This window comes from Caballeronia sp. ATUFL_F1_KS39 (assembly GCF_023630985.1).
Taxonomy (GTDB): Bacteria; Pseudomonadota; Gammaproteobacteria; order Burkholderiales; family Burkholderiaceae; genus Caballeronia; species Caballeronia zhejiangensis.
On the sequence record NZ_JALQDZ010000033.1, the window covers coordinates 54,492 to 80,917 of the forward strand.

General features: G+C 64.2%; 23 protein-coding genes and 1 tRNA gene. 11 read left to right on the forward strand and 13 right to left on the reverse strand.

From position 1 onward, the window contains the following. Nucleotides 1–95 precede the first annotated feature (95 nt). Nucleotides 96–902 carry a GTP cyclohydrolase FolE2 gene (gene folE2, locus NCR93_RS14625; protein WP_175982504.1) on the forward strand — a complete coding sequence of 269 codons (807 nt, stop codon included), beginning with the start codon at nt 96–98 and terminating at the stop codon, nt 900–902. 4 nt (nt 903–906) lie between these two features. Here folE2 and NCR93_RS14630 read toward each other — a convergent pair whose 3' ends face one another. Beyond that, nucleotides 907–1,824 (reverse strand): LysR substrate-binding domain-containing protein, encoded by a 918-nt coding sequence (locus tag NCR93_RS14630; RefSeq protein ID WP_175982503.1) that lies wholly within the window; start codon nt 1,822–1,824, stop codon nt 907–909. 105 nt (nt 1,825–1,929) lie between these two features. Between NCR93_RS14630 and NCR93_RS14635 the strand changes: the two genes are divergently transcribed. Further along, a complete protein-coding gene (locus NCR93_RS14635) occupies nt 1,930–3,153 on the forward strand; it encodes an MFS transporter (RefSeq protein WP_175982502.1) in 1,224 nt (407 codons plus the stop codon). 39 nt (nt 3,154–3,192) lie between these two features. Further along, entirely contained in the window at nt 3,193–3,819 is a 627-nt protein-coding gene (locus NCR93_RS14640) for a glutathione S-transferase family protein (RefSeq protein WP_175982501.1), read from the forward strand. Between the two features lie 6 nt (nt 3,820–3,825). Here the strand turns inward: NCR93_RS14640 and tsaD are convergent, their stop codons facing one another. After that, entirely contained in the window at nt 3,826–4,854 is a 1,029-nt protein-coding gene (gene tsaD, locus NCR93_RS14645) for a tRNA (adenosine(37)-N6)-threonylcarbamoyltransferase complex transferase subunit TsaD (protein ID WP_175982500.1), read from the reverse strand. A gap of 75 nt (nt 4,855–4,929) precedes the next feature. Between tsaD and NCR93_RS14650 the strand changes: the two genes are divergently transcribed. The 6 genes from NCR93_RS14650 to NCR93_RS14675 all read left to right on the forward strand — a co-directional run bounded on the left by NCR93_RS14650 (nt 4,930) and on the right by NCR93_RS14675 (nt 12,294). After that, nucleotides 4,930–6,156 carry a BaiN/RdsA family NAD(P)/FAD-dependent oxidoreductase gene (locus NCR93_RS14650; RefSeq protein ID WP_175982499.1) on the forward strand — a complete coding sequence of 409 codons (1,227 nt, stop codon included), beginning with the start codon at nt 4,930–4,932 and terminating at the stop codon, nt 6,154–6,156. Nucleotides 6,157–6,369: 213 nt separating this feature from the next. Continuing rightward, nucleotides 6,370–6,816: a GatB/YqeY domain-containing protein gene (locus tag NCR93_RS14655; RefSeq protein ID WP_008353959.1), complete on the forward strand. Its 447-nt coding sequence runs from the start codon at nt 6,370–6,372 to the stop codon at nt 6,814–6,816. A 19-nt stretch (nt 6,817–6,835) separates the two neighbouring features. Next, a complete protein-coding gene (dnaG, locus tag NCR93_RS14660; RefSeq protein WP_008353957.1) occupies nt 6,836–8,713 on the forward strand; it encodes a DNA primase in 1,878 nt (625 codons plus the stop codon). A 409-nt stretch (nt 8,714–9,122) separates the two neighbouring features. Next, nucleotides 9,123–11,180, forward strand: a complete 2,058-nt coding sequence (gene rpoD / locus NCR93_RS14665) for an RNA polymerase sigma factor RpoD (RefSeq protein WP_075583507.1) — start codon at nt 9,123–9,125, stop codon at nt 11,178–11,180. A gap of 125 nt (nt 11,181–11,305) precedes the next feature. Continuing rightward, nucleotides 11,306–11,382, forward strand: a tRNA-Ile gene (locus tag NCR93_RS14670). Nucleotides 11,383–11,907: 525 nt separating this feature from the next. Next, nucleotides 11,908–12,294: a hypothetical protein gene (locus tag NCR93_RS14675; RefSeq protein WP_175982498.1), complete on the forward strand. Its 387-nt coding sequence runs from the start codon at nt 11,908–11,910 to the stop codon at nt 12,292–12,294. Nucleotides 12,295–12,307: 13 nt separating this feature from the next. On the opposite strand, the gene NCR93_RS14680 is transcribed toward NCR93_RS14675, so the two are convergent. The 4 genes from NCR93_RS14680 to NCR93_RS14695 all read right to left on the reverse strand — a co-directional run bounded on the left by NCR93_RS14680 (nt 12,308) and on the right by NCR93_RS14695 (nt 17,083). Next, nucleotides 12,308–13,438, reverse strand: coding sequence for an amidohydrolase family protein (locus NCR93_RS14680; RefSeq protein WP_239295363.1), 1,131 nt, complete (start codon nt 13,436–13,438; stop codon nt 12,308–12,310). Between the two features lie 2 nt (nt 13,439–13,440). Next, a complete protein-coding gene (locus tag NCR93_RS14685; protein ID WP_175982496.1) occupies nt 13,441–14,748 on the reverse strand; it encodes an MFS transporter in 1,308 nt (435 codons plus the stop codon). Between the two features lie 80 nt (nt 14,749–14,828). Then, the gene (locus NCR93_RS14690) at nt 14,829–16,103 is read right to left on the reverse strand and encodes a CaiB/BaiF CoA transferase family protein (protein ID WP_175982495.1); all 1,275 of its coding nucleotides are present in this window, start codon (nt 16,101–16,103) and stop codon (nt 14,829–14,831) included. After that, nucleotides 16,100–17,083, reverse strand: a complete 984-nt coding sequence (locus NCR93_RS14695; protein ID WP_008353950.1) for a hydroxymethylglutaryl-CoA lyase — start codon at nt 17,081–17,083, stop codon at nt 16,100–16,102. The genes NCR93_RS14690 and NCR93_RS14695 overlap by 4 nt, the downstream gene beginning before the upstream one ends. A 156-nt stretch (nt 17,084–17,239) precedes the next feature. Here NCR93_RS14695 and NCR93_RS14700 point away from each other — a divergent pair, with 156 nt between their 5' ends. Both NCR93_RS14700 and NCR93_RS14705 read left to right on the forward strand, forming a co-directional pair. After that, nucleotides 17,240–18,034 carry an IclR family transcriptional regulator gene (locus NCR93_RS14700; protein ID WP_008353949.1) on the forward strand — a complete coding sequence of 265 codons (795 nt, stop codon included), beginning with the start codon at nt 17,240–17,242 and terminating at the stop codon, nt 18,032–18,034. Nucleotides 18,035–18,425: 391 nt separating this feature from the next. Continuing rightward, complete coding sequence (locus tag NCR93_RS14705) at nt 18,426–19,271, forward strand: sugar phosphate isomerase/epimerase family protein (RefSeq protein ID WP_008353948.1); 846 nt, start codon at nt 18,426–18,428, stop codon at nt 19,269–19,271. Nucleotides 19,272–19,274: 3 nt separating this feature from the next. On the opposite strand, the gene NCR93_RS14710 is transcribed toward NCR93_RS14705, so the two are convergent. From NCR93_RS14710 to NCR93_RS14740, 7 genes are read right to left on the reverse strand one after another with little or no spacing between them, the layout of a single operon-like run. Then, nucleotides 19,275–20,054 (reverse strand): enoyl-CoA hydratase/isomerase family protein, encoded by a 780-nt coding sequence (locus tag NCR93_RS14710; RefSeq protein WP_034471896.1) that lies wholly within the window; start codon nt 20,052–20,054, stop codon nt 19,275–19,277. Next, nucleotides 20,047–21,642 carry an acyl CoA:acetate/3-ketoacid CoA transferase gene (locus tag NCR93_RS14715; RefSeq protein ID WP_175982494.1) on the reverse strand — a complete coding sequence of 532 codons (1,596 nt, stop codon included), beginning with the start codon at nt 21,640–21,642 and terminating at the stop codon, nt 20,047–20,049. The genes NCR93_RS14710 and NCR93_RS14715 overlap by 8 nt, the downstream gene beginning before the upstream one ends. A 4-nt stretch (nt 21,643–21,646) precedes the next feature. Beyond that, a complete protein-coding gene (locus tag NCR93_RS14720) occupies nt 21,647–22,807 on the reverse strand; it encodes an acyl-CoA dehydrogenase family protein (RefSeq protein ID WP_008353943.1) in 1,161 nt (386 codons plus the stop codon). 20 nt (nt 22,808–22,827) lie between these two features. Continuing rightward, nucleotides 22,828–24,351, reverse strand: a complete 1,524-nt coding sequence (locus tag NCR93_RS14725) for an acyl CoA:acetate/3-ketoacid CoA transferase (RefSeq protein ID WP_175982493.1) — start codon at nt 24,349–24,351, stop codon at nt 22,828–22,830. A 1-nt stretch (nt 24,352) separates the two neighbouring features. Beyond that, on the reverse strand, nt 24,353–24,817 hold the full coding sequence (locus NCR93_RS14730) for a MaoC family dehydratase (RefSeq protein WP_175982492.1): 465 nt from the start codon (nt 24,815–24,817) through the stop codon (nt 24,353–24,355). A gap of 11 nt (nt 24,818–24,828) precedes the next feature. Continuing rightward, nucleotides 24,829–25,647, reverse strand: coding sequence for an aldo/keto reductase (locus NCR93_RS14735; RefSeq protein WP_008353940.1), 819 nt, complete (start codon nt 25,645–25,647; stop codon nt 24,829–24,831). A 12-nt stretch (nt 25,648–25,659) separates the two neighbouring features. Next, nucleotides 25,660–26,418: an enoyl-CoA hydratase/isomerase family protein gene (locus NCR93_RS14740; RefSeq protein ID WP_175982491.1), complete on the reverse strand. Its 759-nt coding sequence runs from the start codon at nt 26,416–26,418 to the stop codon at nt 25,660–25,662. Nucleotides 26,419–26,426 lie beyond the last annotated feature (8 nt).

Consider the following 26,426-nt stretch of genomic DNA (forward strand, 5'->3'; position numbering starts at 1 on the left):
GGCACACGGCGCGGGCATCGTCCCGCGCCGTGTGCGCTTGAACGTATCGACCCGCTCGCGTCTTGCGCGACGCGCGGCGCATAAGGACAAAACAAATGAATCAGATGAATCCCGCCTTCGTGATGCCCGACGTCCAGAGCACGCCCGACACGCGTCAGATCGCGATTCAGCGCGTCGGCGTCAAGGGCGTGCGCTATCCGCTGACGGTGCTGACGGAAGACGGGCTGAAGCCGACCGTCGGCGTATGGAACCTCGACGTGCATCTGCCCGCGGAACAGAAGGGCACGCACATGTCGCGTTTCGTCGCGTTGCTGGAAGAGAACCGGCTGCCGGTCGATCAGCACGCGCTGCGCGGATTGCTCTCGCTGATGCTGGCGAAGCTCGAAGCGCACTCCGGCCGTATCGAAGTGACGATGCCGTACTTCGTCATGAAGACCGCGCCGGTCTCGGGCGTGAAGAGCTTGCTGGACTACGAAGTGACGTTTATCGCCGAACGGCGTGACGGCGACACGCGCATGTCGATCAAAGTGCTCGTGCCGGTGACGAGCCTGTGCCCGTGCTCGAAGAAAATTTCGCAGTACGGCGCGCACAACCAGCGCTCGCACGTCACGATCGCGGCGGAATTGGCCGACGAGATGCCGGTCGAGGAACTGATCCGCATCGCCGAGGAAGAGGCGTCGTGCGAACTGTGGGGCTTGCTGAAGCGTCCGGACGAGAAGTTCGTCACCGAGCGCGCGTATGAAAATCCGAAGTTCGTCGAGGACCTCGTGCGCGATGTCGCGACGCGCCTGAACGCCGACGCGCGCATCGTCGCCTATACGCTCGAAGCCGAGAACTTCGAGTCGATCCACAATCACAGTGCGTATGCCGTGATCGAGCGCGACAAGCGCCGCGACGCCTGAACGTCTAGGCAAGCGCCGTTTCCGCGGAAACGTGCGCTTCCCGCACCGATTCCACCACGAGCGACGCCAGCCGCTCGACGAGCGGCGAGCCCTTTCCCGACGCGCGATGCAGCGCGAGCGGAATCGACGGCAGCGCGGGCAAACCGCCTTCGCCGCCATCGAGCGGACGAACGGTCGACGGCAGGCCGTAGCTCGTTCGCACCGTCACGCCGAGTCCCGCCGCTGCCGCCGCCCACAGTCCGGACAGGCTCGGGCTCGTGAACGCCACACGCCATTTGATGCCCGCACGGTCGAGCGCCGCCGCCGCCGCGCTGTGGAAGAGACACGGCCGATCGAAAACGATGAGCGGCAAGGGCTCGTCGGCGTCGAAATGCCAGGGAACGGTCGATGACGCGATCCAGCGCATCGGCGGCGCGGCGATCGGCTCGGGCAGATTCGACGCCTGACTTTCATCCGGCACGCCCGCCGCGCCCCACACGAGCGCGAGATCGAGCTGCGCGCCGCCGATGCGCTCCAGCAGTTCCGTATTGCGCGCGACGCGCGCTTCGATCCGCACTTTCGGGTGCGCTCGCGCGAAGCGTCCGAGCACATCGGGCAGCACGACTTCGCCGAAATCTTCCTGCAGACCGAGCCGGATCCAGCCTTCCAGATCGACGCCGCGAACCGCGACTGCGGCTTCGTCGTTCAGCTCGACGAGCCGCCGCGCGTAGTTGAGCATGACCTCGCCGGCATCGGTGAGTGCGAGCCCGCGTCCCGATTTGCGAAACAGCGGTGTGCCCGCCTGTTCTTCCAGCTTGTGAATCTGGGCGCTGACGGCGGACGTCGAACGCCCGACGCGATCGGCTGCTTTCGCGAAACTCCCGAGGTCCACGCCCGCGACGAAGCTGCGCAACACCGCGAGGTCGAAGGTTGTCTGGCTCATGATGACAGTCCCGATTTGATGAACGGTCCGTCGCAAACTTTGCGATTTTCAGGATGATGTTAAGCGTTCAAACTGGCCCCAGTCAACTTTTCGATGGACTGCGACATGGCCATTTCTCTCGCTTTGAACACCAAAACCGCACTCGGCGATGGACACCGCTGGAAAGTGCTCGGCGTGGGCGTCGCGGCGAACGCGAGCGTGTCGGCGGCGGCGACGGGCTTTCCGACGACCGCCGTCTGGGTGCGCGGCGCCTACCATCTGAGCAACGGGCAACTGGGCGTCGTGCTGGGCGCCCTAGGCTTGGGCGTCGCGCTGTCCGAATTGCCGTGGGGCGTTCTCACCGACAAGTGGGGCGACCGTCCCGTCCTGCTGACCGGTCTTTTTTCGACGGCCGCGGTGCTCGTCGCGATGACTTTGTTCGCGACGCCCGCGACGGCGAGCTTCGGCTGGCTCGTCTTCGCGATGTGCGCGCTCGGCCTGCTCGGCGGCAGCGTCAATGGGTCGAGCGGACGCGCGGTGATGGCGTGGTTCGGCGAAGGCGAGCGCGGCCTCGCGATGAGCATTCGCCAGACGGCTGTGCCGCTCGGCGGCGGCATCGGCGCGGCGTTGCTGCCGTGGCTCGCGTCGTCGCATGGTTTCGGGGCGGTATTCGGCGCGCTCGCCGCGATGTGCGCGCTGTCCGGCATTTTCGCCTGGCGCTGGCTTCACGAGCCGGCTGAAGCAGTTCATCGGGCGATTCGGAGCGCAGGCGCCGCGCCGCTGAAAAACGCGCTGGTCTGGCGCGTCGTGCTGGGCATCGGCATCTTGTGCGTGCCGCAGTTCGCGGTGCTGAGTTTCGCGACGATCTTCATGCACGACGCCGCGCAATTCGGCCTGACCGCGATCAGCGCGACGATGGCCACGCTCCAGATCGGTGCGATCGCGATGCGCGTCTGGAGCGGCCGCCACACCGACCGGCACCGCAACCGCCGCACGTACCTGCGCGTATCGACGATCGTCGCGTGCGCGTCGTTCGTCGTGCTCGGTATCGCGACGGCGCTCGGCGCGGTCCATTGGCCCGTTTTGCTCGCGGCGATGCTGATTCTCGCGGGCGTCTGCGTGTCGGCATGGCACGGCGTCGCGTACACGGAACTGGCGACGCTCGCGGGCACCGAACGCGCGGGCACCGCGCTCGGCATGGCGAACACGGCGGTCTTCGTCGGCTTTTTCGTGACGCCGCTCGCCATTCCGCACGTGCTCGCGATCGGTTCCTGGCCGATGGTCTGGCTCGGGGCGGGCGTGTGCGCGTCGCTCGCGTGGCCGTTGTTTCCGAGGCCCGCGCGCGCTTAAACTGGCCGTCCACGTCATCACCACCACGCGGAGCGCATCTTGATTCTCATCGGCCAATACGATTCCCCGTTCGTGCGGCGCGTCGGCATCGCGCTGAAGCTCTACGACATGGCGTTCGAGCATCGCCCGTGGTCGGTGTTCGGCGACGCCGACAAGATCGCGCCGTACAACCCGCTGTGCCGCGTGCCGACGCTCGTGCTCGATTCCGGCGATACGCTCATCGAAAGCACGATGATCCTCGACTATCTCGACGCAGAGGCGGGCGATGCGCGCGCTTTGATTCCATCGGGCGGGCCGGAGCGACGTCAGGCGCTGAAGGTCTGCGCGCTCGCGACCGGTCTCGCCGACAAGGCCGTCGCGCTCGTCTACGAACGCGTGCTGCACAAGGAGAAATCGCAGGCGTGGCTCGATCGCTGCACGGGGCAGGTCGAGCGTGTGTTGAATGCGCTGGAAGCGGACCGCGCTGCGCGCGCGACGCCTTACTGGTTCGGCGATGCAATCGGCCACGCCGATATCGCCGTGGCCTGCGCGCTGCGCTTCGCGCGCGAGGCGCATCCGGAAATTTTCAGCTCGACGCGCTGGCCGACGCTCATCGGCCATAGCGATCGCTGCGAAACGCTGCCCGTCTTCAAGGCGATCGTGCAGCCGTTCAATCCGCCTCGATAAAGTGGCTCAGGCGCGCGCGAGCGACGTGAGATCCCAGCGCGGCTTCACGGTGAACGCGTAGTCGCGCACGGCCTGCTCCGGCCAGCGCGACAGGCGCAGCGCGCCCGCGAGCGCGATCATCGCGCCGTTGTCGGTGCATAGCGAAAGGTCGGGGTAATGCACGTCGAAGCGGCGCTTTTTCGCCGCCGCCGACAGCGCCTCGCGCAACTGCCGGTTCGCGCCGACGCCGCCCGCCACGACGAGCCGCTTCAACCCCGTTTTCTTCAGCGCGGCGAGCGATTTAGCGACGAGCACGTCCACGGCCGCATCGACGAAACCGCGCGCGAGATCGGCCTTGGCCTGCTCGCAGACGTTGTTGCCGAGCTTGCGGCTGTGCGTGAGCACGGCGGTTTTCAGGCCGCTGAAGCTGAAATCGAGATCGCCGGAATGGAGCATCGGGCGCGGCAGCGCGACCGCGCCGGACGTGCCGAATTCCGCGAGCCGCGACACTTCCGGCCCGCCCGGATAGCCGAGGCCGAGCAGCTTCGCGGTCTTGTCGAAGGCTTCGCCGGCGGCGTCGTCGAGTGTTTCGCCGAGCGTCTCGTAGACGCCGACATCGGTCACGCGCATCAACTGCGTGTGTCCGCCGGACACGAGCAGCGCGACGAACGGAAAGGGCGGCGGCGCGTCGACGAGCAGCGGCGACAGCAAATGCCCTTCCAGATGATGGATGCCGACGGTCGGCTTGTCCCACGCCATCGCCAGCGCATTCGCGATGCTCGCGCCGACGAGCAGCGCCCCCGCGAGCCCCGGCCCTTGCGTGAACGCGATGGCGTCGATGTCGCCGCGCTGTGCGCCGGACTTGTCGAGCACTTCCTCCAGCAGCGGCAGCGCGCGGCGGATGTGATCGCGCGAAGCCAGTTCGGGCACGACGCCGCCGTAATCGCGATGCATCGCGATCTGCGAATGAAGGGCGTGCGAAAGCAGGCCGCGCTCGGTGTCGTAGAGTGCGAGGCCGGTTTCGTCGCAGGAGCTTTCGATGCCTAGAACTAGCATGGATTCAATGCGTTAGAGGAACAGAAAAGTATAGCAGCGGGCGTGATCGAGCGTGTCGAAGGTAAAATGCGCGCCATGGAATCCTTCGATATCGCCGTCATCGGCGCGGGCGCGGCCGGCATGATGTGCGCGGCCGTGGCCGCTCAATCCGGACGCCGCGTCGTCCTCATCGACCACGCAGAGCGTCTCGCCGAAAAAATCCGCATCTCCGGCGGCGGGCGCTGCAACTTCACGAACATCAACGCGCAGCCGGCCAATTTTCTGTCGGCGAATCCGCATTTTTGCCGCTCCGCGCTCGCCCGCTACACGCCGCGCGATTTTCTCGCGCTGCTCAAGCAATACCGCGTGAAGTGGCACGAGAAGCACAAGGGCCAGCTCTTCTGCGACGACTCCAGCGAGACCATCATCGGCGTGCTCAAAAGCGAGTGCGATGCCGGTCGCGTCGCGTGGCGGCGTCCCGTCGCCGTGCATGAGGTCCGTCACGACGGCGCGCGTTTCGCGCTCGATACGAACGCGGGCACGATCGGCGCGGCGGCGCTCGTGATCGCGACCGGTGGCCTGTCGATTCCGAAGATCGGCGCGACGGATTTCGGCTATCGCGTCGCCAAGCAGTTCGGCCACAAGCTCGTCGATACGCGTCCGGCGCTCGTGCCGCTCACGTTCACGTCCGCCGACTGGGCGCCGTTCGCGCAGCTGTCGGGGCTTTCGCTGCCGGTTCGCATCAGCACGGGCAAAGGCAAGACGCGCGGCGAATTCGACGAAGACTTGCTGCTCACGCATCGCGGCGTGTCGGGGCCGGGCGTGCTGCAGATTTCGAGCTACTGGAACACGTCGGAGCCGATTCACGTCGATCTGCTTCCCGACCTCGATCCGACCGCCATGCTGATCGAAGCCAAAGCCGGCTCGAAAAAGCAGATCGGCAATTTTCTGGCCGAGCACGTTCCCGCGCGTCTCGCGCACGCGTGGCTCGAAGCGCAGCGCGTGCCGGTCGACGCGCGCCTCGCCGATCTGCCGGATCGCACGCTGAAAGCGATCGGCGCATCGCTGTCGGACTGGACGCTCACGCCGAGCGGCACCGAAGGCTATCGCAAGGCGGAAGTCACGCGCGGCGGCGTCGACACGCGCGAGCTTTCATCCGCGACGATGATGAGCGAGCGCGTCGCGGGGCTGTATTTCATCGGCGAGGCGGTCGATGTCACCGGCTGGCTCGGCGGCTATAACTTCCAGTGGGCGTGGGCTTCGGGCGTCGCCGCGGGCAAGGCCGCCGCGGAGTACGCGCGAGACGCGGCGACGACCGCCTGAGGGCGTCCGTCCGGGGGTTTTGGCGAGTCTCGAAACGCGGACCCGTTTGCTATACTCGGACGGTCATCGGAGGATTCTCTCCGCTTTCCGCTGGCGCCAGGAAGGCTGTCTGCTAATCCCGCTTGAGGAGGCGTTCCCAAGCGGGTTTTTGCTTTCGCGGGACCGCCGCGCGCCGGCCGGAATTCAAACTTTCGCAATTGCACCGGGTGAACGATGAGCCTCAAAGACCAGATCAACGACGACATGAAGACTGCCATGCGCGCGAAGGAAACCGAGCGTCTCGGCACGATTCGCCTGCTGCTCGCGGCAATCAAGCAGCGCGAAGTCGACGATCGCGTCACGCTCGACGACGCGGGCATCACCGCCGTCATCGACAAGATGATCAAGCAGCGCAAGGATTCGATCAGCCAGTTCGAAGCCGCGAGCCGCACCGATCTCGCCGACAAGGAGAAAGCGGAGCTGGCGGTGCTGGCGGCGTATATGCCCGAACAGCTTTCCGCCGAAGCGATCGCTGCCGAAGTCCAGGCAGCCGTCGCCGCGACCGGCGCCGCCGGGCCGCAGGACATGGGCAAGGTGATGGGCGTGCTGAAGCCGAAGCTCGCCGGCAAGGCCGACATGACCGCCGTCTCCGCGCAGGTGAAAGCCGCACTCGCCAAGTAACGCCCGCAGCTTTCGATCGGTGATTCCGCACGCTTTCCTGCAGGATTTGCTCAACCGCGTCGACATCGTCGACGTGGTGGGCCGCTACGTCCAGTTAAAAAAGGGCGGCGCGAATTTCATGGGCCTTTGCCCATTTCACAACGAGAAAAGCCCGTCGTTCACGGTCAGCCCGACCAAGCAGTTCTATCACTGCTTCGGCTGCGGCGCGCACGGCACCGCGATCGGCTTTCTGATGGAGCACACCGGGCTCACGTTTCCCGAGGCCGTGAAAGACCTGGCGCAAGGCGCCGGCCTGACGGTTCCACAGGAGCCTTCCAACTCGTTCCGCGGTGGCGGCGGCGACAGCGCACCGAGCAAGGCGGTCAGCGTCGCGTTGACGGACGTCATGCAGACGGCGTGCGATTTCTATCGCAAGCAGTTGCGCGGCGCGCCGAACGCCATCGAATATCTGAAAAAGCGCGGCTTGACCGGTGAGGTCGCCGCGCGCTTCGGGCTCGGCTACGCGCCGGATGGCTGGCAGAACCTCGAGGCGGCCTTTCCCGATTATCGGGATGAAAACCTGGTCGAGTCGGGTTTGGTGATCGTCAGCGAAAAAACGGATTCTCAAGGACAGGCGCGACGTTACGATCGTTTTCGCGAACGCGTGATGTTCCCGATCCGCAATGTGAAGGGCAACGTGATCGGCTTCGGCGGGCGCGTGCTCGACGGGGGCGAGCCTAAATATCTGAACTCGCCGGAGACGCCGCTGTTCAGCAAGGGCAGCGAGCTGTACGGCCTGTTCGAAGCGCGCTTGGCGATTCGTGAACTGGGTTACGTGCTCGTCGTCGAAGGGTATATGGACGTCGTCGCGCTCGCTCAACTGGGTTTTGCGAACGCCGTGGCGACGCTCGGCACGGCGTGTACGCCGATCCACGTGCAGAAGCTGTTTCGTCAGACGGATACCGTCGTCTTCAGTTTCGACGGCGATTCGGCCGGGCGGCGAGCCGCGCGTCGCGCGCTGGAAGCGGCGCTGCCGCACGCTGCGGACAACCGGACCATCAAGTTCCTCTTTCTGCCGAAGGAGCACGATCCGGACAGCTACGTGCGCGAGTTCGGCACGGACGGGTTCGGCGAGCAGGTCGATCGCGCGATGCCGCTGTCGCAGTTCCTGCTGAACGAGGTACTGAACGACAAGGAGCTGGAGCAGCCCGAAGGCCGAGCGAAAGCGCTCTTCGACGCTAAACCGCTGCTGCAGGCGCTGCCCGCAAACGCGTTGCGGGTGCAGATCCTGCATATGCTCGCGGACCGGCTCGACACGCCGTTCACCGAAATCGCCGCGCTATGCGACATCGATTCGCGCGCTGCGGCCGTCGCGCGGGCAAACGTGCCGAAGAGCGAGCGGCGCCGCGTCACCGGACAGGAACAGCGCGCGCTGCGCAATCTGGTGATGTATCCGGGCATCGCGGTTTCGCTCGATCAGGACAGCGAGCGCACCCTCGTAACGATGACCGAGCACGGCGAATTGTTCAGCGAAGTGATCTCGCACGCGCGCGAACTCGGCGATGCCGCGCAGTTCCAGTTGCTGTCGGAGATCTTGAGAAATGCAGCAAACGCGCCCACATACGACGATATCTTTCAGGAAATTCTCGCCTATGATGAAAACGTTCGCGATTTGCTGATGCGCGATCCGTCCGATGAGGACGCGGCGCAGCGAGTCGAGGAACAAAAGCGTCTGCTGGCGGAAGAATTGCAAGCAACAGTGGTGAAGCTGAGGCACGACAGCTACCGGGCGCGGCTGGATCAACTGGCGCGGCAATCGAGTCTGTCGGCGGAAGAGGTCGCGGAGTTCTCGGAGTTGTCGGCGAGAGTGGCGCAGATCAAGGCTGGGCGGGGCGCCGGCGCGGATGGCGCAAGGTGAGAATGCTATAATAAAAAGTTCAAGTGAATTGCTTTTTGTCAACTGTTCAGGCGCTTTCGTCGTTTTTTCACGGTAGATGGGCGGCAGCAGTCGAGCAGTGGGCAAAGGGCATGTGAAGTTGTTTGCAGAGGGAAGCGAAGCAGGAAGGCGCTGGCTGAATGGGCCGTAGGCGACGAAGGTGGCACACGCCGCATAAGTCACACGAAACGGGCCGATAAGCACGCCGGCGAACAGACGGGCGCAAGGGAAGCGGCTGCTATCGAGGGTAGGGCGAGGAGACGATTCACACTCGTCCGAACCGCGATGGCGCCCCGGGCAGGGCACGCAGGACGAAGCAGCGTGCGCGTATTGGGTATTCACGGTTCCATCGGCTGTTGTCCAGCAGCCGCGAGTCGAGACTAAAGCCGGTATGGCGAACTCCATGACGAAAAAGCTGAACGATGTATCCGTCGAAGACGACGCAATGCAAAACGCAGAGTCTGGCGCCGCTCCTGCGGCGAAGGTCGAAAAGGCGAAGGCCCGCGATCGCCGCGCGAAGGAAAAAGCGCTGCTGAAGGACGCGTTCTCGTCGAGCGCGCCCGGCACCGTCGAGGAATTGGAAGAGCGGCGCGGCAAGCTGCGCGCGCTCATCAAGCTCGGCAAGGAGCGCGGCTTCCTCACCTACGGCGAGATCAACGACCACCTTCCGGACAACTTCACGGAAACCGAGGCGATCGAAGGCATCATCAGCACGTTCAATGACATGGGCGTGGCGGTGTACGAGCAAGCGCCCGATGCCGAAACGCTGCTGCTGAACGACAACGCGCCGAACGCGTCGTCCGACGACGAAGTCGAGGAAGAGGCCGAAGTCGCGCTTTCCACGGTCGATTCCGAATTCGGCCGCACGACCGATCCGGTCCGCATGTACATGCGCGAGATGGGCACCGTCGAACTGTTGACGCGCGAAGGCGAAATCGAGATCGCGAAGCGCATCGAAGACGGCCTCAAGCACATGGTCATGGCGATCTCCGCGTGCCCGACGACCATCGCCGACATTCTCGCGATGGCCGAGCGCGTGCAGAACGAGGAAGTGCGCGTCGATGAACTCGTCGACGGCCTGATCGATCCGAACGCGCAGGACACCGATGGCTTCTCCGAGCAGGAAGCGGAAGCGATCGAATCGGAAGAAGAAGAGACCGCGGAAGAGGGCGAAGAGGAAGAGGAAGAAGAGGACGACGGCAGCGCGCAGGCAAGCGCGAACGCCGCTCAACTCGAAGCACTCAAGCTCCAGTCGCTCGAGAAGTTCGCGCTCATCAGCGAATGGTTCGACAAGATGCGCCGCGCCTACGAGAAGGAAGGCTATAAATCGAAGGCATATCTGAAGGCGCAGGAAGCCATTCAGACGGAGCTCATGAACATTCGCTTCACCGCGCGTACCGTCGAGCGCCTGTGCGATACGCTGCGCGCGCAAGTGGACGAAGTGCGTCAGGTCGAGCGGCAGATCCTGCATACGGTTGTCGACAAGTGCGGCATGCCGCGCGCCGAGTTCATCACGCGATTCCCCGGCAACGAGACGGATCTCGAATGGTCCGACAAGGTCGTCGCCGAGGGTCACGAGTACAGCGCGGTGCTGGAGCGCAATATTCCGGCGATCCGCGAGCAGCAGCAGCGTCTGCTGGATTTGCAGGCGCGCGTCGTTCTGCCGTTGAAGGATCTGAAGGAAACCAACCGTCAGATGGCGGCGGGCGAGTTGAAGGCGCGTCAGGCGAAGCGCGAAATGACGGAGGCGAATCTGCGCCTCGTGATTTCCATCGCGAAGAAGTACACGAATCGTGGCCTGCAGTTCCTCGATCTGATCCAGGAAGGCAACATTGGCTTGATGAAGGCGGTGGACAAGTTCGAATATCGTCGCGGCTACAAGTTTTCGACGTACGCGACGTGGTGGATTCGTCAGGCGATCACGCGTTCGATCGCGGATCAGGCGCGCACCATTCGCATTCCGGTCCACATGATCGAAACGATCAACAAGATGAACCGTATTTCGCGGCAGATCTTGCAGGAGACCGGGCTCGAGCCGGATCCGGCGACGCTCGCCGAGAAGATGGAAATGCCCGAGGACAAGATCCGCAAGATCATGAAGATCGCGAAGGAGCCGATCTCCATGGAAACGCCGATCGGCGACGACGACGATTCGCATCTCGGCGATTTCATCGAGGATACGAACACGGTGGCGCCGTCCGATGCCGCGCTGCATGCATCGATGCGCGACGTCGTGAAGGACGTGCTCGATTCGCTGACGCCGCGCGAGGCGAAGGTGCTGCGCATGCGGTTCGGGATCGAGATGAGCACGGATCACACGCTGGAAGAGGTCGGCAAGCAGTTCGACGTGACGCGTGAGCGGATTCGCCAGATCGAGGCGAAGGCGCTGCGCAAGCTGCGGCATCCGAGCCGGTCGGACAAGTTGAAGTCGTTCCTCGAAGGCAACTGACGGGACTTGTTTTGAGAGGCGTTGTGAGGCAAACTCGCTACCCTTCGTAGTCGCCTCGCGCAATGATCTGAAGTGACAGGAAGCGCCGTTTGCGGCGCTTTCTTTTTGCACGCTCTGCCTGCACAGGGCCGGAAGCTTAACTGGTATAAGCTGTCGACTCATAATCGACCGATAGTGGGTTCGAGCCCCACCCGGCCCACCAGCACTTGCTCAAAAGTATCAGGGGGTTAGCGGATTTGCGTCCCTGATAAGGCGCTTTCGGGGACACTCGGGGACAAAGTGGGTCACGTGACCCACTCGGGCTTTTTGACACTCGCGCATCTCACCGCCGCCGGTTCAAGAGACGTTCACGCTTGCCGATACGCTTGAGCATATTTGCGAGATCGCCGAGGAGCGCGGCGTGCTATGCCTGTCGAGCGAATGCAGAACGATATGCAGGTACTGGCAGCAAAACATAGCGGGCGCTGTGTTTCGAAGCACTATACCGATGCGCAAACGTCTCTGCTTTGGCAGTGCGAAGAAGGACATCGCTGGCGTGCCAAGCTCGGTAAGGTCAACAGAAGCCGGTGTCCGGTGTGTGCCTTCGATCGCAAGCGTCTGGGCATTGGAAACACGCACGAAATTTGCCGCAGGTTACGGCGGAAAGTGCCTGTCCGACGATTACACAAACAATAGTGTCCTATTGCGCTGGGAATGTGCAAAGGGGCATACGTGGCAGGCGAAGCCCGTGAAGATCATGATCGGCCATTGGTGCCGGACTTGTGCGGTCGAACGGACACGTCTAGGCGTTGAGAAGATGCACGACGCCGCTGCGATGCACGGTGGCAAGTGTTTGTCGGAGACCGACGTCAACACCATCACGCCGTTGGAATGGCAATGCATGGACGGGCATACCTGGAGTGCAAGGCCCGAGAGCATCATTCGGACCGGAAGCTGCTGTCCGGTGTGCCGAGCGGTGAAAATAGCGCAGGCCAGAAAAATCCGGCTTAAATTTGAAGAAGGTTTCGAAGGGCAAAGTCCCGATTCTGCTGTGAAGAGTCCGGATTGGTTCTCTGATGGCGCTGGTGGGTCAAACGCGGTGACGCTTGCGGGTCAGGGGCGATCTCGCCCCTGACAGCTCAGCCAACTCAGCCCAGGCGATACACCCTCGAAACCGTCCCCCGAAACAACGCCTGACGTTCCTCAGCACTTGCCTGTGAAGTCAATCGCTTGAACGCGTTCCAGCCGTTACTGAACGGGTAAGAACCCTTATCGACCGGAAAATTGCTTTCGAACATGCAGCGATCCGCGCCGAACGCTTCGATGCAGGTCAGCATCCACGGCTTCCAGGCTTCGGACAATTCAATCGATGAAGGTGGCCGCTCACCTTTTTCGAAGTCGAAACCGTTGATACGCATTCCGAGTCCGCCCACCTTCACATAAACGTTCGGCAACCGCGCAAGTTCGCGCATCGAACGCGACCATGCATCAAAGACCTCCTTGCGCTGATCCGCGTAGCTGGCGATTCTGACCACTCCCCCGCAGTGATTGACGATGAACGGCGTGTCGGGATTTGCCTTCGCCAAATCGAACAATTCGGGAAGCTGAGGGAAGAACAGCCATGCGTCGTAGGAGAGGCCCAAGGCTTTCAACTGCGCGACGCCCGCACGATAACCGGAGTCGAGCAGAAGCCCGCGAGGAACTGCCGAAAGCGGGTTCACTAGCGTGGCGTCCGCATCCCAGGTTACGAGGTGCCGTACACCGCGCAAGCGGCCGTCGCCGGCCTCGAGTTCCGCTTCGAGTACGTCTCGCACGGCAGCGCCGCGACGGAGATCCGCGTATCCGACGATGCCCTTCGCTACCTGCGGCTTCTCTTCCTGCATCGGCGCGGTGACTTGAGCCACATACTCCACTTCGCCGATCGGCCGCATCGGTTCCGGACCCGTGGTGCGGTACCGCGTAAGCGCCTGCATGAAGACAGACGCGGTAATGTTGTGCCCGGACCGTGCATCCTCGAGATACTCGTCGAGCAAATACGTCCAACCCGGGCGCTCATAAAAGTGGTGATGCGCGTCGATGATCGGCATCTCCGGTTCGAGCGCCGCTTCCGTTCCGGATGCAAGCCACTCTGCCCGAACCGGCAGGTAATTGCTGGTCGTACTCATACTGCGCGTTTCCTCTTTGGCGAATGCGTGGCGCACGCTCAGCGCGGGCATCGCGATGGATGCGGCGACCGCGCCAAGCAGCCGGCGCCGGTGAATCGATTGAAGAGTTTGCATGGTCACTTTCCCTTGTTGAACGCGTAGAGGGAAAGCGTCAGCAACGTCGTGAACGCGAGTACGACGGCCAGACCGATCATGCCCGCGGTGAACGTGCCGAAACTATCCTTCAGATAGCCGACCAGATACGGACCGGCAAAGCCGCCCAGCGCGCCGATGGAGTTGATCAGCGCCAGTCCGCCGGCGGCCGCCTGACCCGACAGGAACCGGGCAGGCAGCGTGTAGAAGATCGTTCGGCCTGCGATGGTGCCGATCAACGCCAGCGTGATGCCCGTCAACGCAGGCACCAGTTGCTGAAAATATGTCGAGATGCCGAGCGCGACCGCGCCGATGAAAAGACCAGCCGCGAGGTTGGCGATATGGCCACCGCGGCGATCGACGCGCTTCGCCCACCACAAGAGCGCGATGGTCGCGAAGAAATACGGCACCGCCGATACCCAGCCCGTCTGCGTCACGCTCATGCCGTGCGCCTTGAGCATCTGCGGCAGCCATATGCCGATGCCGTAGGAGCCCATCGTGAAGCCGAAGGAAATCATCGCGAGGATGTACATCCGCACATCTTTGAGCGCTGCGCCGAAATCCTTTTTCTTCTGGCTCGCAGTGCCCTCGCGATCGAACGCGCTTTGCAGCGCCTGACGCTCCTCGGGCGAGAGCCACTTCGCATCGGCGGGTTTGTCCGCGAGCATCTTCAGGACGAAGAAGCCGAGAATGCACGCCGGCAGGCCTTCGACGATAAACATCCATTTCCAACCGGCAAGGCCGAGCAAGCCGTCCATCTTCAGCAGCCAGGTCGACAGCGGTCCGCCCACTAGCGACGAAAGCGGCGTCGAGACCGTGAACCATGCGAGCACCCGAGTGCGATAACTGGCCGGAAACCACACTGCGAGGAAGAAGATCACGCCAGGGAAGAATCCGGCCTCGCCGATTCCCAGCAGAAGACGAATCACGTAGAAGCTCGTCGGTCCAACCGCGAGCGCCGTCGCGGCGGCGAAGAAGCCCCACGTGATCATGATGCGCGCGAGCCATCGCCGGGCGCCGAAGCGATACAGCGCCAGGTTGCTCGGCACTTCGCACAGGCAATAACCCGCGAACATGATGCCCGCGCCCCAGCCGAACTGCGTCGCGGTCAAGCCGAGGTCGCGGTTCATCGTCAGCGCGGCGAACCCGACGCTGGTGCGATCGAGATAGTTGAAGAAATAGGCGAGCGCAAGCAAGGGGATGAAACGCCACGCGGCCTTTCTGACGGCCTGCTGTTCGAGCGTCGTATCGACCGCGCTCTCGGCCGTCATGTTCGATGAAATGGATGTCATGCTTCGTCTCCGGACGGAACACCCAACGCGCGGGCTCATGCCGGCCTACGCGAAGCGGCGTTCCTTTTATGCTGTTGTGCTCAGGCGCTCGCCAGTTCGTTGGCGGAGGGACTGGAAGGATCGTGGGAAAAGGCCGCCTGGCACTTCACGATGCCGGCGTCCGCCAACTGCCTCAGGTCTTCCGATGAGTAACCCAGCTCCAGAAGCAGCGCCTGCGTGTCCTGACCCAGCGAAGGCGGACCTGCGCGAAGTCGCAGACGCTCGCCGCCAAGGGTCAAAGGCAGCAATGCGGTCTTCGTCTGTACTGCTTTGCCCGCGCCGCTTGCGTCGGATGGCAGGGTGACATCGGCAAGTCCGTCCGTTGCGAGCAGATGCGGATCGTCGAAAAGATCCTGCGGCTTCGTGATCGGCGCGTACGGCAGCCCGCAGCGCTCGAAGATGGCGCCGATCTCGGCAGCAGTGAACGCTTCCATGTGGGCGCGAAGCCGCGGCATCAGCCATTCGCGGGCTTGCACGCGCTGATTGTTGCTGGCGATACGCGCGTCGGCCTTCAGATCGTCGAGGCCGAAGGCATCGCAGAAGAGCGCCCATTGCGTATCGGAGACGACCGCCAGGAAGATCTGATCGCCGTTCTTCACCGAAAAGACGTCATAGACTGCCCAGGCCGAAATGCGGCTTGGCATCGGCGCGGCGGTTTGTCCCGTCACGGCGTATTGCATCATGTGCTGCGCCACGAGAAACACGTTGTTCTCGAACAGGGCGCTCTGCACCTCTTGTCCGCGGCCGGTCCGCTCGCGTTGTGCCAGCGCCGCCATTGCGCCGATCGCGCCGAACATGCCGCCCATGATGTCGTTGACGCTCGTGCCTGCCCGCAAAGGTCTGCCTTCGGGACCGGTCATGTACGCGAGACCGCCCATCATCTGCACGACTTCGTCGAGCGCGGTGCGATGGTCGTAGGGACCGGGCAGGAAGCCCTTGTGCGACACATAGATCAGACGAGGATTGAGTCTGGACAAGGCCGAATAGCCGAGGCCGAGCTTGTCCACGGTGCCGCTCTTGAAGTTCTCGCTGAAGACATCGGCGTTCGCAAGCAGCTTGTGCACGATCTCCACGCCGCGCGGGTCCTTCAGATCGACGGCGATGCTTTTCTTGTTGCGGTTGAACGTGCTGAAGAAGCCTGCTCCCGAGCCTCGCAGATTGCGGGTGCTGTCGCCGGTGATCGGCTCGACCTTGATCACTTCCGCGCCGAGGTCTGCCAGCACCATGCCGCACGTCGGCCCCATCACCATGTGCGTCATCTCTACGACGCGCACGCCGCTGTACGGCAAGGACTGATCCGATTGCACTTCGCTCATTGCGCCGCTCCCAACAAACAGCCTTCCGGCTGGGGCGCACTCGGCGCGCGCCCGTCTGCGTACGAGAAACCTTTCGGCAATCCCGCGTCCTGTACGTGTCCGTAGAGCGCTTCGCCCGGAAGCGCCTGTGCGAGGATCGAGCGCGCGGCAATGAGCTTGTCGATGTCCATGCCCGTGTCGTAGCCCATCGCCTCGAGTAGAAACGCGAGGTCTTCGGTAACGATGTTCCCCGTCGCGCCCGGCGCGTAGGGACAGCCGCCGAGGCCCGCCTGACTCGAATCGATCGTGGTGACGCCGGCATCGAGTGCCGCCACGACATTTGCCAGGCCTTGACCGCGCGTGTTGTGGAAATGAGCGCCGCCCGCCTTCGCGCCGACTTCCGATTGCAGCCGGCGAAACAGGCGGCGAACCTGAACGGGGTTGGCATAACCGCTCGTATCGGACAGGCCGATTTCGTCGACACCGCATTCGGCCATCGCGAGGCACATGCGCATCGTCTGGTCGTCGGTCACGGTGCCCGCGATCGTGCAGCCGAATGCGACCGATACACCCGCTTCGATTTCTGTTCCGGGGAACTGCTCATCGCGCAGCGCGACGATGCTGCGCACCTCATCGATCAACTGCGCGGTCGTTTTGCGGACATTAGCCAACGCGTGTTCATCGGTGACGGACACCGGCAACGTGACTTTATGGACGCCGGCTTCGAACGCGCTTTGCGAGCCGCGCAGGTTCGGCGCCAGTACAGCGACACGAAGGTCCGGAATGGATAACGCGTGAGCGACGACTTCGCGGATATCGGCCATTTGGGGCAGAAGTTTCGGCGGAACGAACGATCCCACTTCGATCTCCTTGAGTCCCGCTGCCGCCAGCGCGGATATCCATTCGAGTTTCGCGGACGTCGGCATGACGCTTCGGATGCTCTGCAAGCCGTCGCGCGGGCCGACTTCGCTGATCAGTATTCGGCGATGTGAGGCGCTCATTTCGCTCCTTAGTTCTGTCAGATAGACCTGTGTTTTGTTAGAGAGAACTTTAGGCGAAGACGTCTATCACTGAAAGCGGGGTTAACCCCGGATTTCAGAACTAGAGTTCTACCGGATAGAACTGTATAGTCGTGGAATTTGATTCGGGAGCGGTGCATGACCAAGGAAGACCAGCCGTCCGATACGAACGAGGCGTCGAGCGGCGTCGCCGTTCTTGACCGGGCGTTCGCCATACTCAATGCCTTCGGGCCGACCGACGACCGGCTGACCCTGACCGAGCTTTCACGCCGGACCGAGCTTTATAAGAGTACGGTTTTGAGACTGCTCGGCGCTTTGGAGCATGGCGGATTCATCCGGAAGCTGAGCGACGGGCAATACGCAATCGGTCATCAGCCGTTGCGGCTTGCGACGCTCTATCAGCGGTCGTTTCAGGTGGGGCCTGTGATCGAACCGTTGCTTCAGCAGTTGAGCCGGGACTTGGGCGAAACGGCCAGTTTCTACGTACGCCAGGGCGATCAACGTCTCGTGTTGTATCGCGTCGAACCTAGCCGCAGCGTTCGGGTATCGATTCGCGTCGGAGAGGAGTTCGCGATCGATAAGGGCGCCTCCGGCAAAGTCCTGCTCGCGTTCTCGGAGACACAGGATCCGCGCTGGCAAGAGATCCGCGAACGGCTATGGGCCACCTCGTTTGGCGAGAGGGATCCGGAAACGGCATCGGCCTCGGTGCCCGTGTTCAATTCGACCGGCGAGTTGCAGGGCGCGTTGACGCTTTCAGGACCAAAGGGCCGTTTCGATGCTCCGGCGGTCATCGATGCAGCATTGGCGATGTTGCTCGATAGCGCGCGGCGAGCGACCGTCGCACTGGGCGGAAACGGATCGAGATATGACGCGAGCATCGCGAGCTTCGTGAAAGCGCCGCCAGCCGCCGATGGAAGCGAGCGCTCTGCCTGAAGGACGGCAGTCACATGCTTTCACGCACACGCCGCACGGATGAAGTCGGGAATCTCGACGGCTTTCAGCTTTCCATCGGCTTGTTTGACACACAGCGCGCGCGTCGCGCGAAATTCGCAGATCAGCGTTTCACCGCGCACGATCCGATGCCGCTGAACGTAACGCGGCCGCATAGCACTTGCTAGATCGATCTACTTGCCTTAGAGTCTTTTGACCAGGCCGAGCGTGCCCTGACCGCCCCGCCCAGGTCGATGCACGAACAATCTGCTCGCCGATAACGCGACCCCGACGCGGCCGCCGCGCTCGGCCTCGCGGGCAAACGTGGCCCGCGTGATCCGCACGATGGCTGCGTCGACGGCGGCCCGATGATCCAACGTTTCTGAGGTGAACCATGCGTGAACTTAACGGGCGCGGCGATCTCTGCTGCATCAACACGGGCACGCTCGGCTATCGCGAGCCGATCGAAGTGACGGCCGGACGCATCGCCGAACAGGGCTTCGGCTGGATCACGCCGTGGCGTCAGGAAATCGACGAAAACAATCCGCAAGCAGCCGCCAGTGCGATCCGCGCGGCCGGCCTGAAGGTCGGCGCGTATTGCCGCACGGCGTATTTCGCGGCCAACGACGCCGCGGGCCGTCGCGCCGCGATCGATTCCAACCGCCGCGCGCTGGAAACGGCAGCCGTGCTGGGCGCGCCGATGCTCGTCGCCGTCGTCGGCGGATTGCCGCCCGGTTCGCGCGATATCGACGATGCACGCGAGCAGATTCTCGACGGCCTCGCCGCCTTGCAGCCGACGATGAACGAAACAGGCGTGCGCGTCGCGCTCGAGCCCTTGCATCCGGTGTACGCGGCCGATCGCAGCCTGCTCAATACGCTCGACCAGGCGCTGGACTGGTGCGACCGGCTCGACCCGTCGCGCGAGGGAGGCTTCGGCGTGGCCATCGACGCTTACCATGTCTGGTGGGATCCGGCGCTGATGCCCGCCATCGCGCGCGCGGGCGACCGGATCCTCGCGCTGCACGTATGCGACTGGCTGGTCGAAACCCGCGATCCGTTGCAGGACCGCGGAATGATGGGCGATGGCGTCATCGATCTCAAGCGGCTGCGCGCGGCGGTGGAAGCCGCCGGTTACGACGGTCCCGTCGAAGTGGAGATTTTTTCCCGGCTCGACTGGTGGGCGCGCCCGGCCGACGAGACGTTGCGGATCTGCCGCGAGCGCCTGTTCGAGTGCTGCTGAGCATCAACGTCCGACGTAAATCGGCGGCCGCTTCTCGCTAAAACTGCGGATGCCCTCCGCGGCATCCTCGGTGCTCGCGGCGAGCGCGCCCGCCATCGCTTCGAGTGTCGAGCCGGTTTCCTCGCCGCTGGCGGCGTTGAGCAACTGTTTGGTCAGTTGCAGCGCCACCGGCGCGCGCGCCGCCATGTCCAGCGCCAGTCGATGCGCACGTTCCAGCACGCGGTCCTGCGGCACGACCTCGTGCACAAGGCCGCACGCCCGCGCGTCCGCGGCCGTCACGCGCGCGCCGCTCAAGGCGAGGTATTTTGCGTGGCTCGCGCCGGTCAGACGCACGAGCCGCTGCGTGCCCGACCAGCCGGGGCAAGTCGCGATCGATGCCTCCGGCAGCGCGAAACGGGCCTCTTCGGCCGCGATACGCACGTCGGCCGTGATCGCCAGTTCCAGCCCGCCGCCGAAGGCATGACCGTTGATCGCCGCGATCACGGGCTGACGCAGCCGCGCCCATTGGTCGAAGACCTGATGACCTCGCCGCACCCAGTGGCGCCACATGTCCAGCGGCCTGAGCGCGGCCCATTCGTTGATGTCCGCGCCGACGCAGAACGCCTTCACGCCGCCGCCCGCGAGGATGACGACGCGCGTCTCATCGTCGGCTTCGATCGCGCGGGCCGCATCTTCGAGTTGATCCAGCATGGCGGGCGTCAGCGCATTGAGCTTGTCCGGCCGGTTCAGCGTGACGATGGCGACAGCCGCATCGCGAACGATGGAAACGAAGCGATCAGTCATGGCGTCCTTCGCGAGGTTTGAGCCGGAGTCCGAAGGGCGCATCGGTGAAAAGCGCTCCATCCATCTGACGCAGATCCGAGGCGACCTTTAGCGCAACCTCGGCCTGATCCAGAATGTCGCGCTGCAAATCCACGCCGGGAGCGATCTCGCGCACGGTCAGCCCGTCATCGAGAAGATCGATGACGCAGCGTTCGGTCACGTAGGTCACGCGCTGCCCGCGCTCGCGCCCCACGCGGCCGCAGAACGTGATCTGCTCGGCCGTCCGGACGAACTTGCGCGTGCGGCCTTCCTTGACGATCGCGAGCCTGCCGCCGCCGACTTCCAGCTGCGCGCCCGCGGTGAAAAAGCCCGAGAACACGATGCGGCGCGCATGAGCGGTGATATCGACGAAGCCGCCGCATCCCGCCGTCAGATACGGTTTCGACGCGAGCCGGGAGACATTCACGCTGCCATCGGCGTCGACTTGCAGAAAGGACAGCAGTGCGATGTCGAAGCCGCCGCCCTGAAAATACGTGAACTGATTCGGCGACGCGACGATCGCGTCCGCGTTCGATGCGCAACCGAAAGCGAACCCGAGCAAAGGCATGCCGCCGACCGCGCCCTGTTCGATCGCCCACGTCACTTCGCCGTGCAAGCCTTCCTCGAGCAGGATGCGCGGGACATTGGCCGAAATGCCGAAGCCCAGATTGGCCGCGTACCCATGCGCGAGCTCCATCGCGGCGCGGCGGGCGATGACCTTCTCCGGTCCCCACGGCGTCGGCTCGAAGGAATCCATCGGAAGCGTGATTTCGCCGCTGATCGCGGGATCGTAGGGCGTCTGCGTGGTCTGCCACTGGTCCGGATCGACCACGACGTAATCGACCAGATTGCAGGGCAGCCGCACGTCGTGCGGCCGCAGCGTGCCGGATTTCACCACGCGCTTGACCTGCGCGATCACGATGCCGCCGTTGTTGCGCGCGGCCAGCGCCTGATCGATGCCGCCCAGCAGCGCGCCTTCGTGTTCGTAGCCGAGATTGCCCGCTTCGTCGGCCGTGGTCGCGCGGATGATCGCCACGCGCGGCGCGATCGCCGGGAAGTAGAGCCAGTCATCGCCATCGAAGGACACCTTGCGCACGACCGGACGCGCGGCGGCGGCGGCGTTCATCGCGCAGCCCTGTAAATCGGGATCGACGAACGTGCCCATTCCGACCTTGGTCAGCACGCCGGGACGCTTCGCGGCGGCGTCGCGGTGCATGTCGAACAGGATGCCGCTCGGAACGTTGTAGGCCTCGATTTCGTTGTCGGCGATCATGCGCCAGATGTTCGGCATCGGCAGCGACGACGGGCCGCTCGGATACGAGCCCGCGAGCGTGCGCGCGAGCAGCCCGGGCCGGGCGAGATGATCGATGCCCTTGACGCCGTACATGTCGCCCGCGGCGATCGGGTTCAGCGTCGTGAGGTCGCGCGGCTGTCCCTCGCGCTCGAAGCGCTCGCCGATGGCCGCGAGAATCTTGTCGGGGCAGCCGAGCGCGCTGGACGAGCTGATGCTGACGACATCGCCGGTTCGCACGAGCCTGGCCGCCGCGTCCGCGGTAATGAGCTTTCTCATGTTTTTATCGATGAAGGTCGAACAGCGCTGCGCCGCGCTTCATCGCGTTGCGGGCGATGATGCCGCGATGAATCTCCGAGGTGCCGTCGAAGATGCGATAGACGCGCGCATCGCGGTAATAGCGTTCGATGGCCAGCTCCTTGCAGAAGCCCATGCCGCCGAAGACCTGCACCGCGCGATCGACGACGCGCCCAAGCGTCTCGGAAGCCTGCACCTTGACCATTGAAATCCAGTCGCGCGCGTCCTGTCCCGCGTCCATCATGCTCGCGGTGTTGAGCAGCATCAGCCGCGCCGCGTTGATCTCCATCACGCTGTCCGCGATGAGTTGCTGGATCATTTGAAAATCGCCGATGCGCGTGCCGAACTGCCGCCGTTCGCCGGCGTACTCGATCATCATTTCGAGCACGTGCGTCGCCTTGCCGATGCCGCGCGCGCCGATCAACGCGAGGCGCACGCGGCCGAGCATGTTCATCGCGAGTTTGAAGCCTTCGCCCTGTCGTCCGATGAGGGCCATCGGCTCTAGCGGGACGTCGTCGAAGAAGAGTTCGTGGTGCGGCGTGCCGCGAAGACCCATCATCCGTTGATCGCGGCCGACAGTGAAACCCGGAAGATTCTTGTCGACCGCGAAGAGCGAGATTTCCTTCTCGCCGGTGCGGGCCGAGACGAGAAAGAAATCGCTCCATTGCGCATCGCTGATGAAGTGCTTGCTGCCGTTCAGCGCCCAGCCGAACGACGTCTTGCGCGCCGTGGTTTCGATGCCCTGGGCGTCCGAACCCGCGCCCGTTTCGGTGATCGCGAGGCCGCAGGTTCGCGCGCCGGCAATCGCCGGTTTCAGCCAGCGGTCGATCTGTTCGCCTTCGCAGGCGAGCAGCGCGTCGTAGACGTTGCCGAACGCGCGCCGCACGAGTATGTCGGAGCTGTGGCCGAACTGCTCCTCGCATAGCATCGAATCGACCGTGTTCAGTCCGCCGCCGCCGAGTTCGGCGGGCATGTTCACCGCATAAAGACCCAGCGCACGCGCCCGCGCCTGCAAGTCGCGGGCGATCTCGGGCGCGAGCGCGCCTTCCTCTTCCACTTGCTGTTCGAGCGGCTGCAACTCGGACCGGACGAAGCGGCGCGCGGTCTCGATCATCATTTTCTGCGTGTCGCTCAGCGTGAAGTCCATCGAGCTCTCCGATTCGAGTTTTAGTCAGCACTGGTCGCGGCGACACGCAGCGACGGATGCAACGAGACTTCGAAGGGCATACGTTCGAGCACGTCGCGAACGAGGTCGACGCCCGGCGCGATTTCGATCAGCCGCAAGCCTTCGGGCGCGAGTTCGAAGACGGCACGCTCGGTGACGTAAAGCACTTGTTGGCCGTCCGCGCGGGCGCGCTTGCCGCTGAACGTGATGTGGCGCACTTGCTCGACCAGCTTCGGGACCGCGCCGTGACGCCGGATGCGCACTTGCCCGTCTTCCAGCTCGACTTCAAGCCCCTTCGCCTCGAACGTGCCGCAAAAGACGACCTTGCGCGTGCGCTGCGTGATGTCGACGAAGCCGCCCGGCCCGACGATGTTCTCCCCCAGCCACGAGACGTTGACGTTGCCTTGCGCGTCGAGTTCGCCCATGCCGAGGAACGCGATATCGATGCCGCCGCCGCTGAACAGGTCGAACTGATCGGTGGACTTGAGGATCGCGCTCGCATGGCGCGTGGCGCCGAACAGATCGCCGCCCAGCAGTTCGCCGTTGTGCGATCCCTGCTCGATCACGGTCCAGCTGATGTCCACGCCTTCCGCATGCGCCACCGCGGGAATGCCATCGGGCAAACCGTAACCGAAGTTGACGCACGCGCCGGGTTCCAGCTCCTTCGCGGCGCGTTTCGCGATGATGTAGCGGATGCCCTCGGGCAGCGGCGGCGGCATGCGCGTGGCGGGCGCGGGCGCTTCGCCGCTGATGGCCGGATCGTAGTGCCCGGTGGTCGTCTGCTTCTGATCCGCGTACACGCAGATATCGTCGACGAGAACGCCCGGCACGGTGACCGCGCGCGCCGGCGTGATCGGCGTGGCGCATACGTCGCGCACCTGCGCGAACACGCGGCCGCCGCGGTTGTGCGCGGCGAGCGCGGCGGCGAAAGCGTCGATATCGGCCGGCTCTTCGCGCGATGTCAGATTGCCCTGCATGTCCGCCGTGGTGCCGCGCACGATCGCGAAGTCGATTTCGAAGGGCTTGTACCAGAGCAGTTCCTTGCCGCCCAGCGTGACGACTTCGACGAGATCGTCCCGCGCGCGCAGGTTGACGCGCCCGCCGCCGTGGCGCGGATCGGCGAAGGTATCGAGGCCGATGTGCGTGACGAGCCCGTGGCGGCCCGCGCCGGCTTCGCGGATCAGCGTCTGGATCACGCCGGCGGGCAGGGTGTAGGCCTCGATGCGTTCCTCGCGCGCGAGCTTCTGCATCGGCTTGGACCAGGTCCAGTGGCCGCCGATCACGCGCTTCACCATGCCTTCGTGCGCGAAGCGGCTGATGCCGCTCTTGACGCCGTCGCCGATGCCGAGGCCGTGGATCAGCGTGAGATCGCGCGGATGGCCCGTCGCGAGAAAGCGGCGCTCGATGGCTTCCGTGATGTGATCGGGTTCGACGAGTCCGCCGCCCGAGCCGCTCAATACGACGACCGCGCCGTCGAAGATCGCCGCCGCCATGAAATCCGCATCGGTCAGGTGTGCACGCTTCATTTCATCGGTTCTCGTTGTCCGTCCGTGCGCCCGCGCGGACCATCAGCACGTTGATTCCGTCCTGGATCAGCACGCCGTCCTGGTTGTGTACTTCGACCTGCAAACGCACGATGCCGCGATCGGAGCGGCGCGTCGGACGCTTGTCCAGCACGCGGATGCGCCCCTGGACGCGGTCGCCGATCAGCACCGGCTTGTGAAAGCGATACGTCCACTCGAGCGTCGCGACGGCGGCGAAGCGCGTCGCCGCGCGGTTCTTGAGGCCGTCGAGCATGGCGAGGCACAGCAGACCGTGCGCGACGCGGCCGGGAAAGCCGACATCGCGGGCGAATTCGTCGTCCATGTGGACATCGAAGAAATCGCCCGAGATGCCCGCGAACTGCACGACATGGCTTTCGGTGACCACGATGCCCGACGTCGTGAAGCCGAGGCCGGGCTCGATCTCGTCGAAGAGCAGGGGATGGCTCATGCGGTTCCTTATCAGTCGAACTCGGGCGCATACGGCACCCGTTCGCGATTGACGATGCGGTAATTGGTGTCGTTCAGCGCGTCGATTCGATGCATGTCGATGCTCGACAGCGTGAAGTCCATCACGTCGAAGTTGGCCTCGATGTTCCTGCGCTGCGTCGACATCGTGTTGATCGGGACGCCTTTCTGGAGAATCCAGCGCAGCGCCACCTGCGCACCCGACTTGCCGTAGCGCGCACCGATTTCCTCGAAAAGCGGATAGTTGAAGATTTCGCCGCGCGCGACCGAGCAGTACGACGAAAGCGGAATGCCGGTCTCGATGGCGGTATCCATCAGCACACGCTGGTTCAAGAGCGGATGGAACTCGACCTGATTGGTGACGAGCGGCAGCGCGGTCGCGGCTTTCGCGGCGCGCATCATCGCGGCGTTGAAGTTGCTGACGCCGATATGACGCGTCAGGCCCGCGCGCGCCGCTTCTTCGAGGCGCCGCACGGAAGGCGCGACGTTGCCGTCCGCGGGCGGCCAGTGCAGCAGCAGGACGTCGGCCTGCTCGATCTTCAGCTTCTCGAGGCTTTCGCGCAGCGACGGCATGAAACGTTCGTCGGAATCGTTGGCGGGCGCGATCTTGGTCGTGATGCACAACTCGTCGCGCGGGATGCCGATCGCCCGCAGCGACGAGCCGACGCCGAGTTCGTTGTCGTAGAGCTGCGCGGTATCGATCGCGCGATAGCCGGTTTCGATCGCGTCCGTCAGCGCGTCGCGCAGTTGCTGTCCGTTGAGCGGCCAGGTGCCGAAAGATCGTTGATGCGTGCGTTGGAAAAGTATGTTCATGGTGTCGTGACATCAGAAGACGGCGGCCGTCTTCGCGAAAAAGGCGCGGATGCCGAGCTCCGCGTCGGGACTGGAGCGGACCGCGAGCGCGGCCGATGTATAGGCTGCGTGCGGATCGTCGTGGTCATCGACGATCAGCGCCTTGGCGAGCGCGGCGGCGCGCGGCGATACGCGGCACAGGCGCGCGGTCCATTCCTGCAACTGCGCTTCGACTTCCTGCGGCGTGCAGACCGCATTGACGATGCCCCACTGCAGCGCGGTCGATGCATCGATCTCCTGCGACAGCAGCACCGCTTCGAGCGCGCGCCCGCGGCCCGCGATGCGCTGCAAGCGGTCGCCGCCCTCCCAGCCGGGAATGGCGCCGATGGAAACTTCCGGAAAGCGCAGGCGCGCGCCGGTGCCAGCGAGCCGCAGATCGCAGCACAGCGCGAGTTCCAGGCCGCCGCCGAAGCACAGTCCTTCGATGACGGCCACGGTCGGGCAGCGCAGCCGTTCGAAGCGCCGGAACACCGCGTTGCCTTCGCCGACCCATTGCGTCGCGAATGTCTCCGGACTCAGCGCCGACCATTCGCGGATGTCGGCGCCGGACGAAAACACGCCGCCCGGCGTGCCGCGCAGCACGACGGCGCGAATGCCGTCGTCCCGATTGATTTGCGCGATCTGCTCGTCGAGCGCGGCCAGCATCGCGAAGTCGAGCGCGTTGGCCTTGCCCGGATTGCTGAGTTCCAGCACGAGCACGGCATCTTCGCGACGCGAGAGAATGTGTCCCATCGATGGTT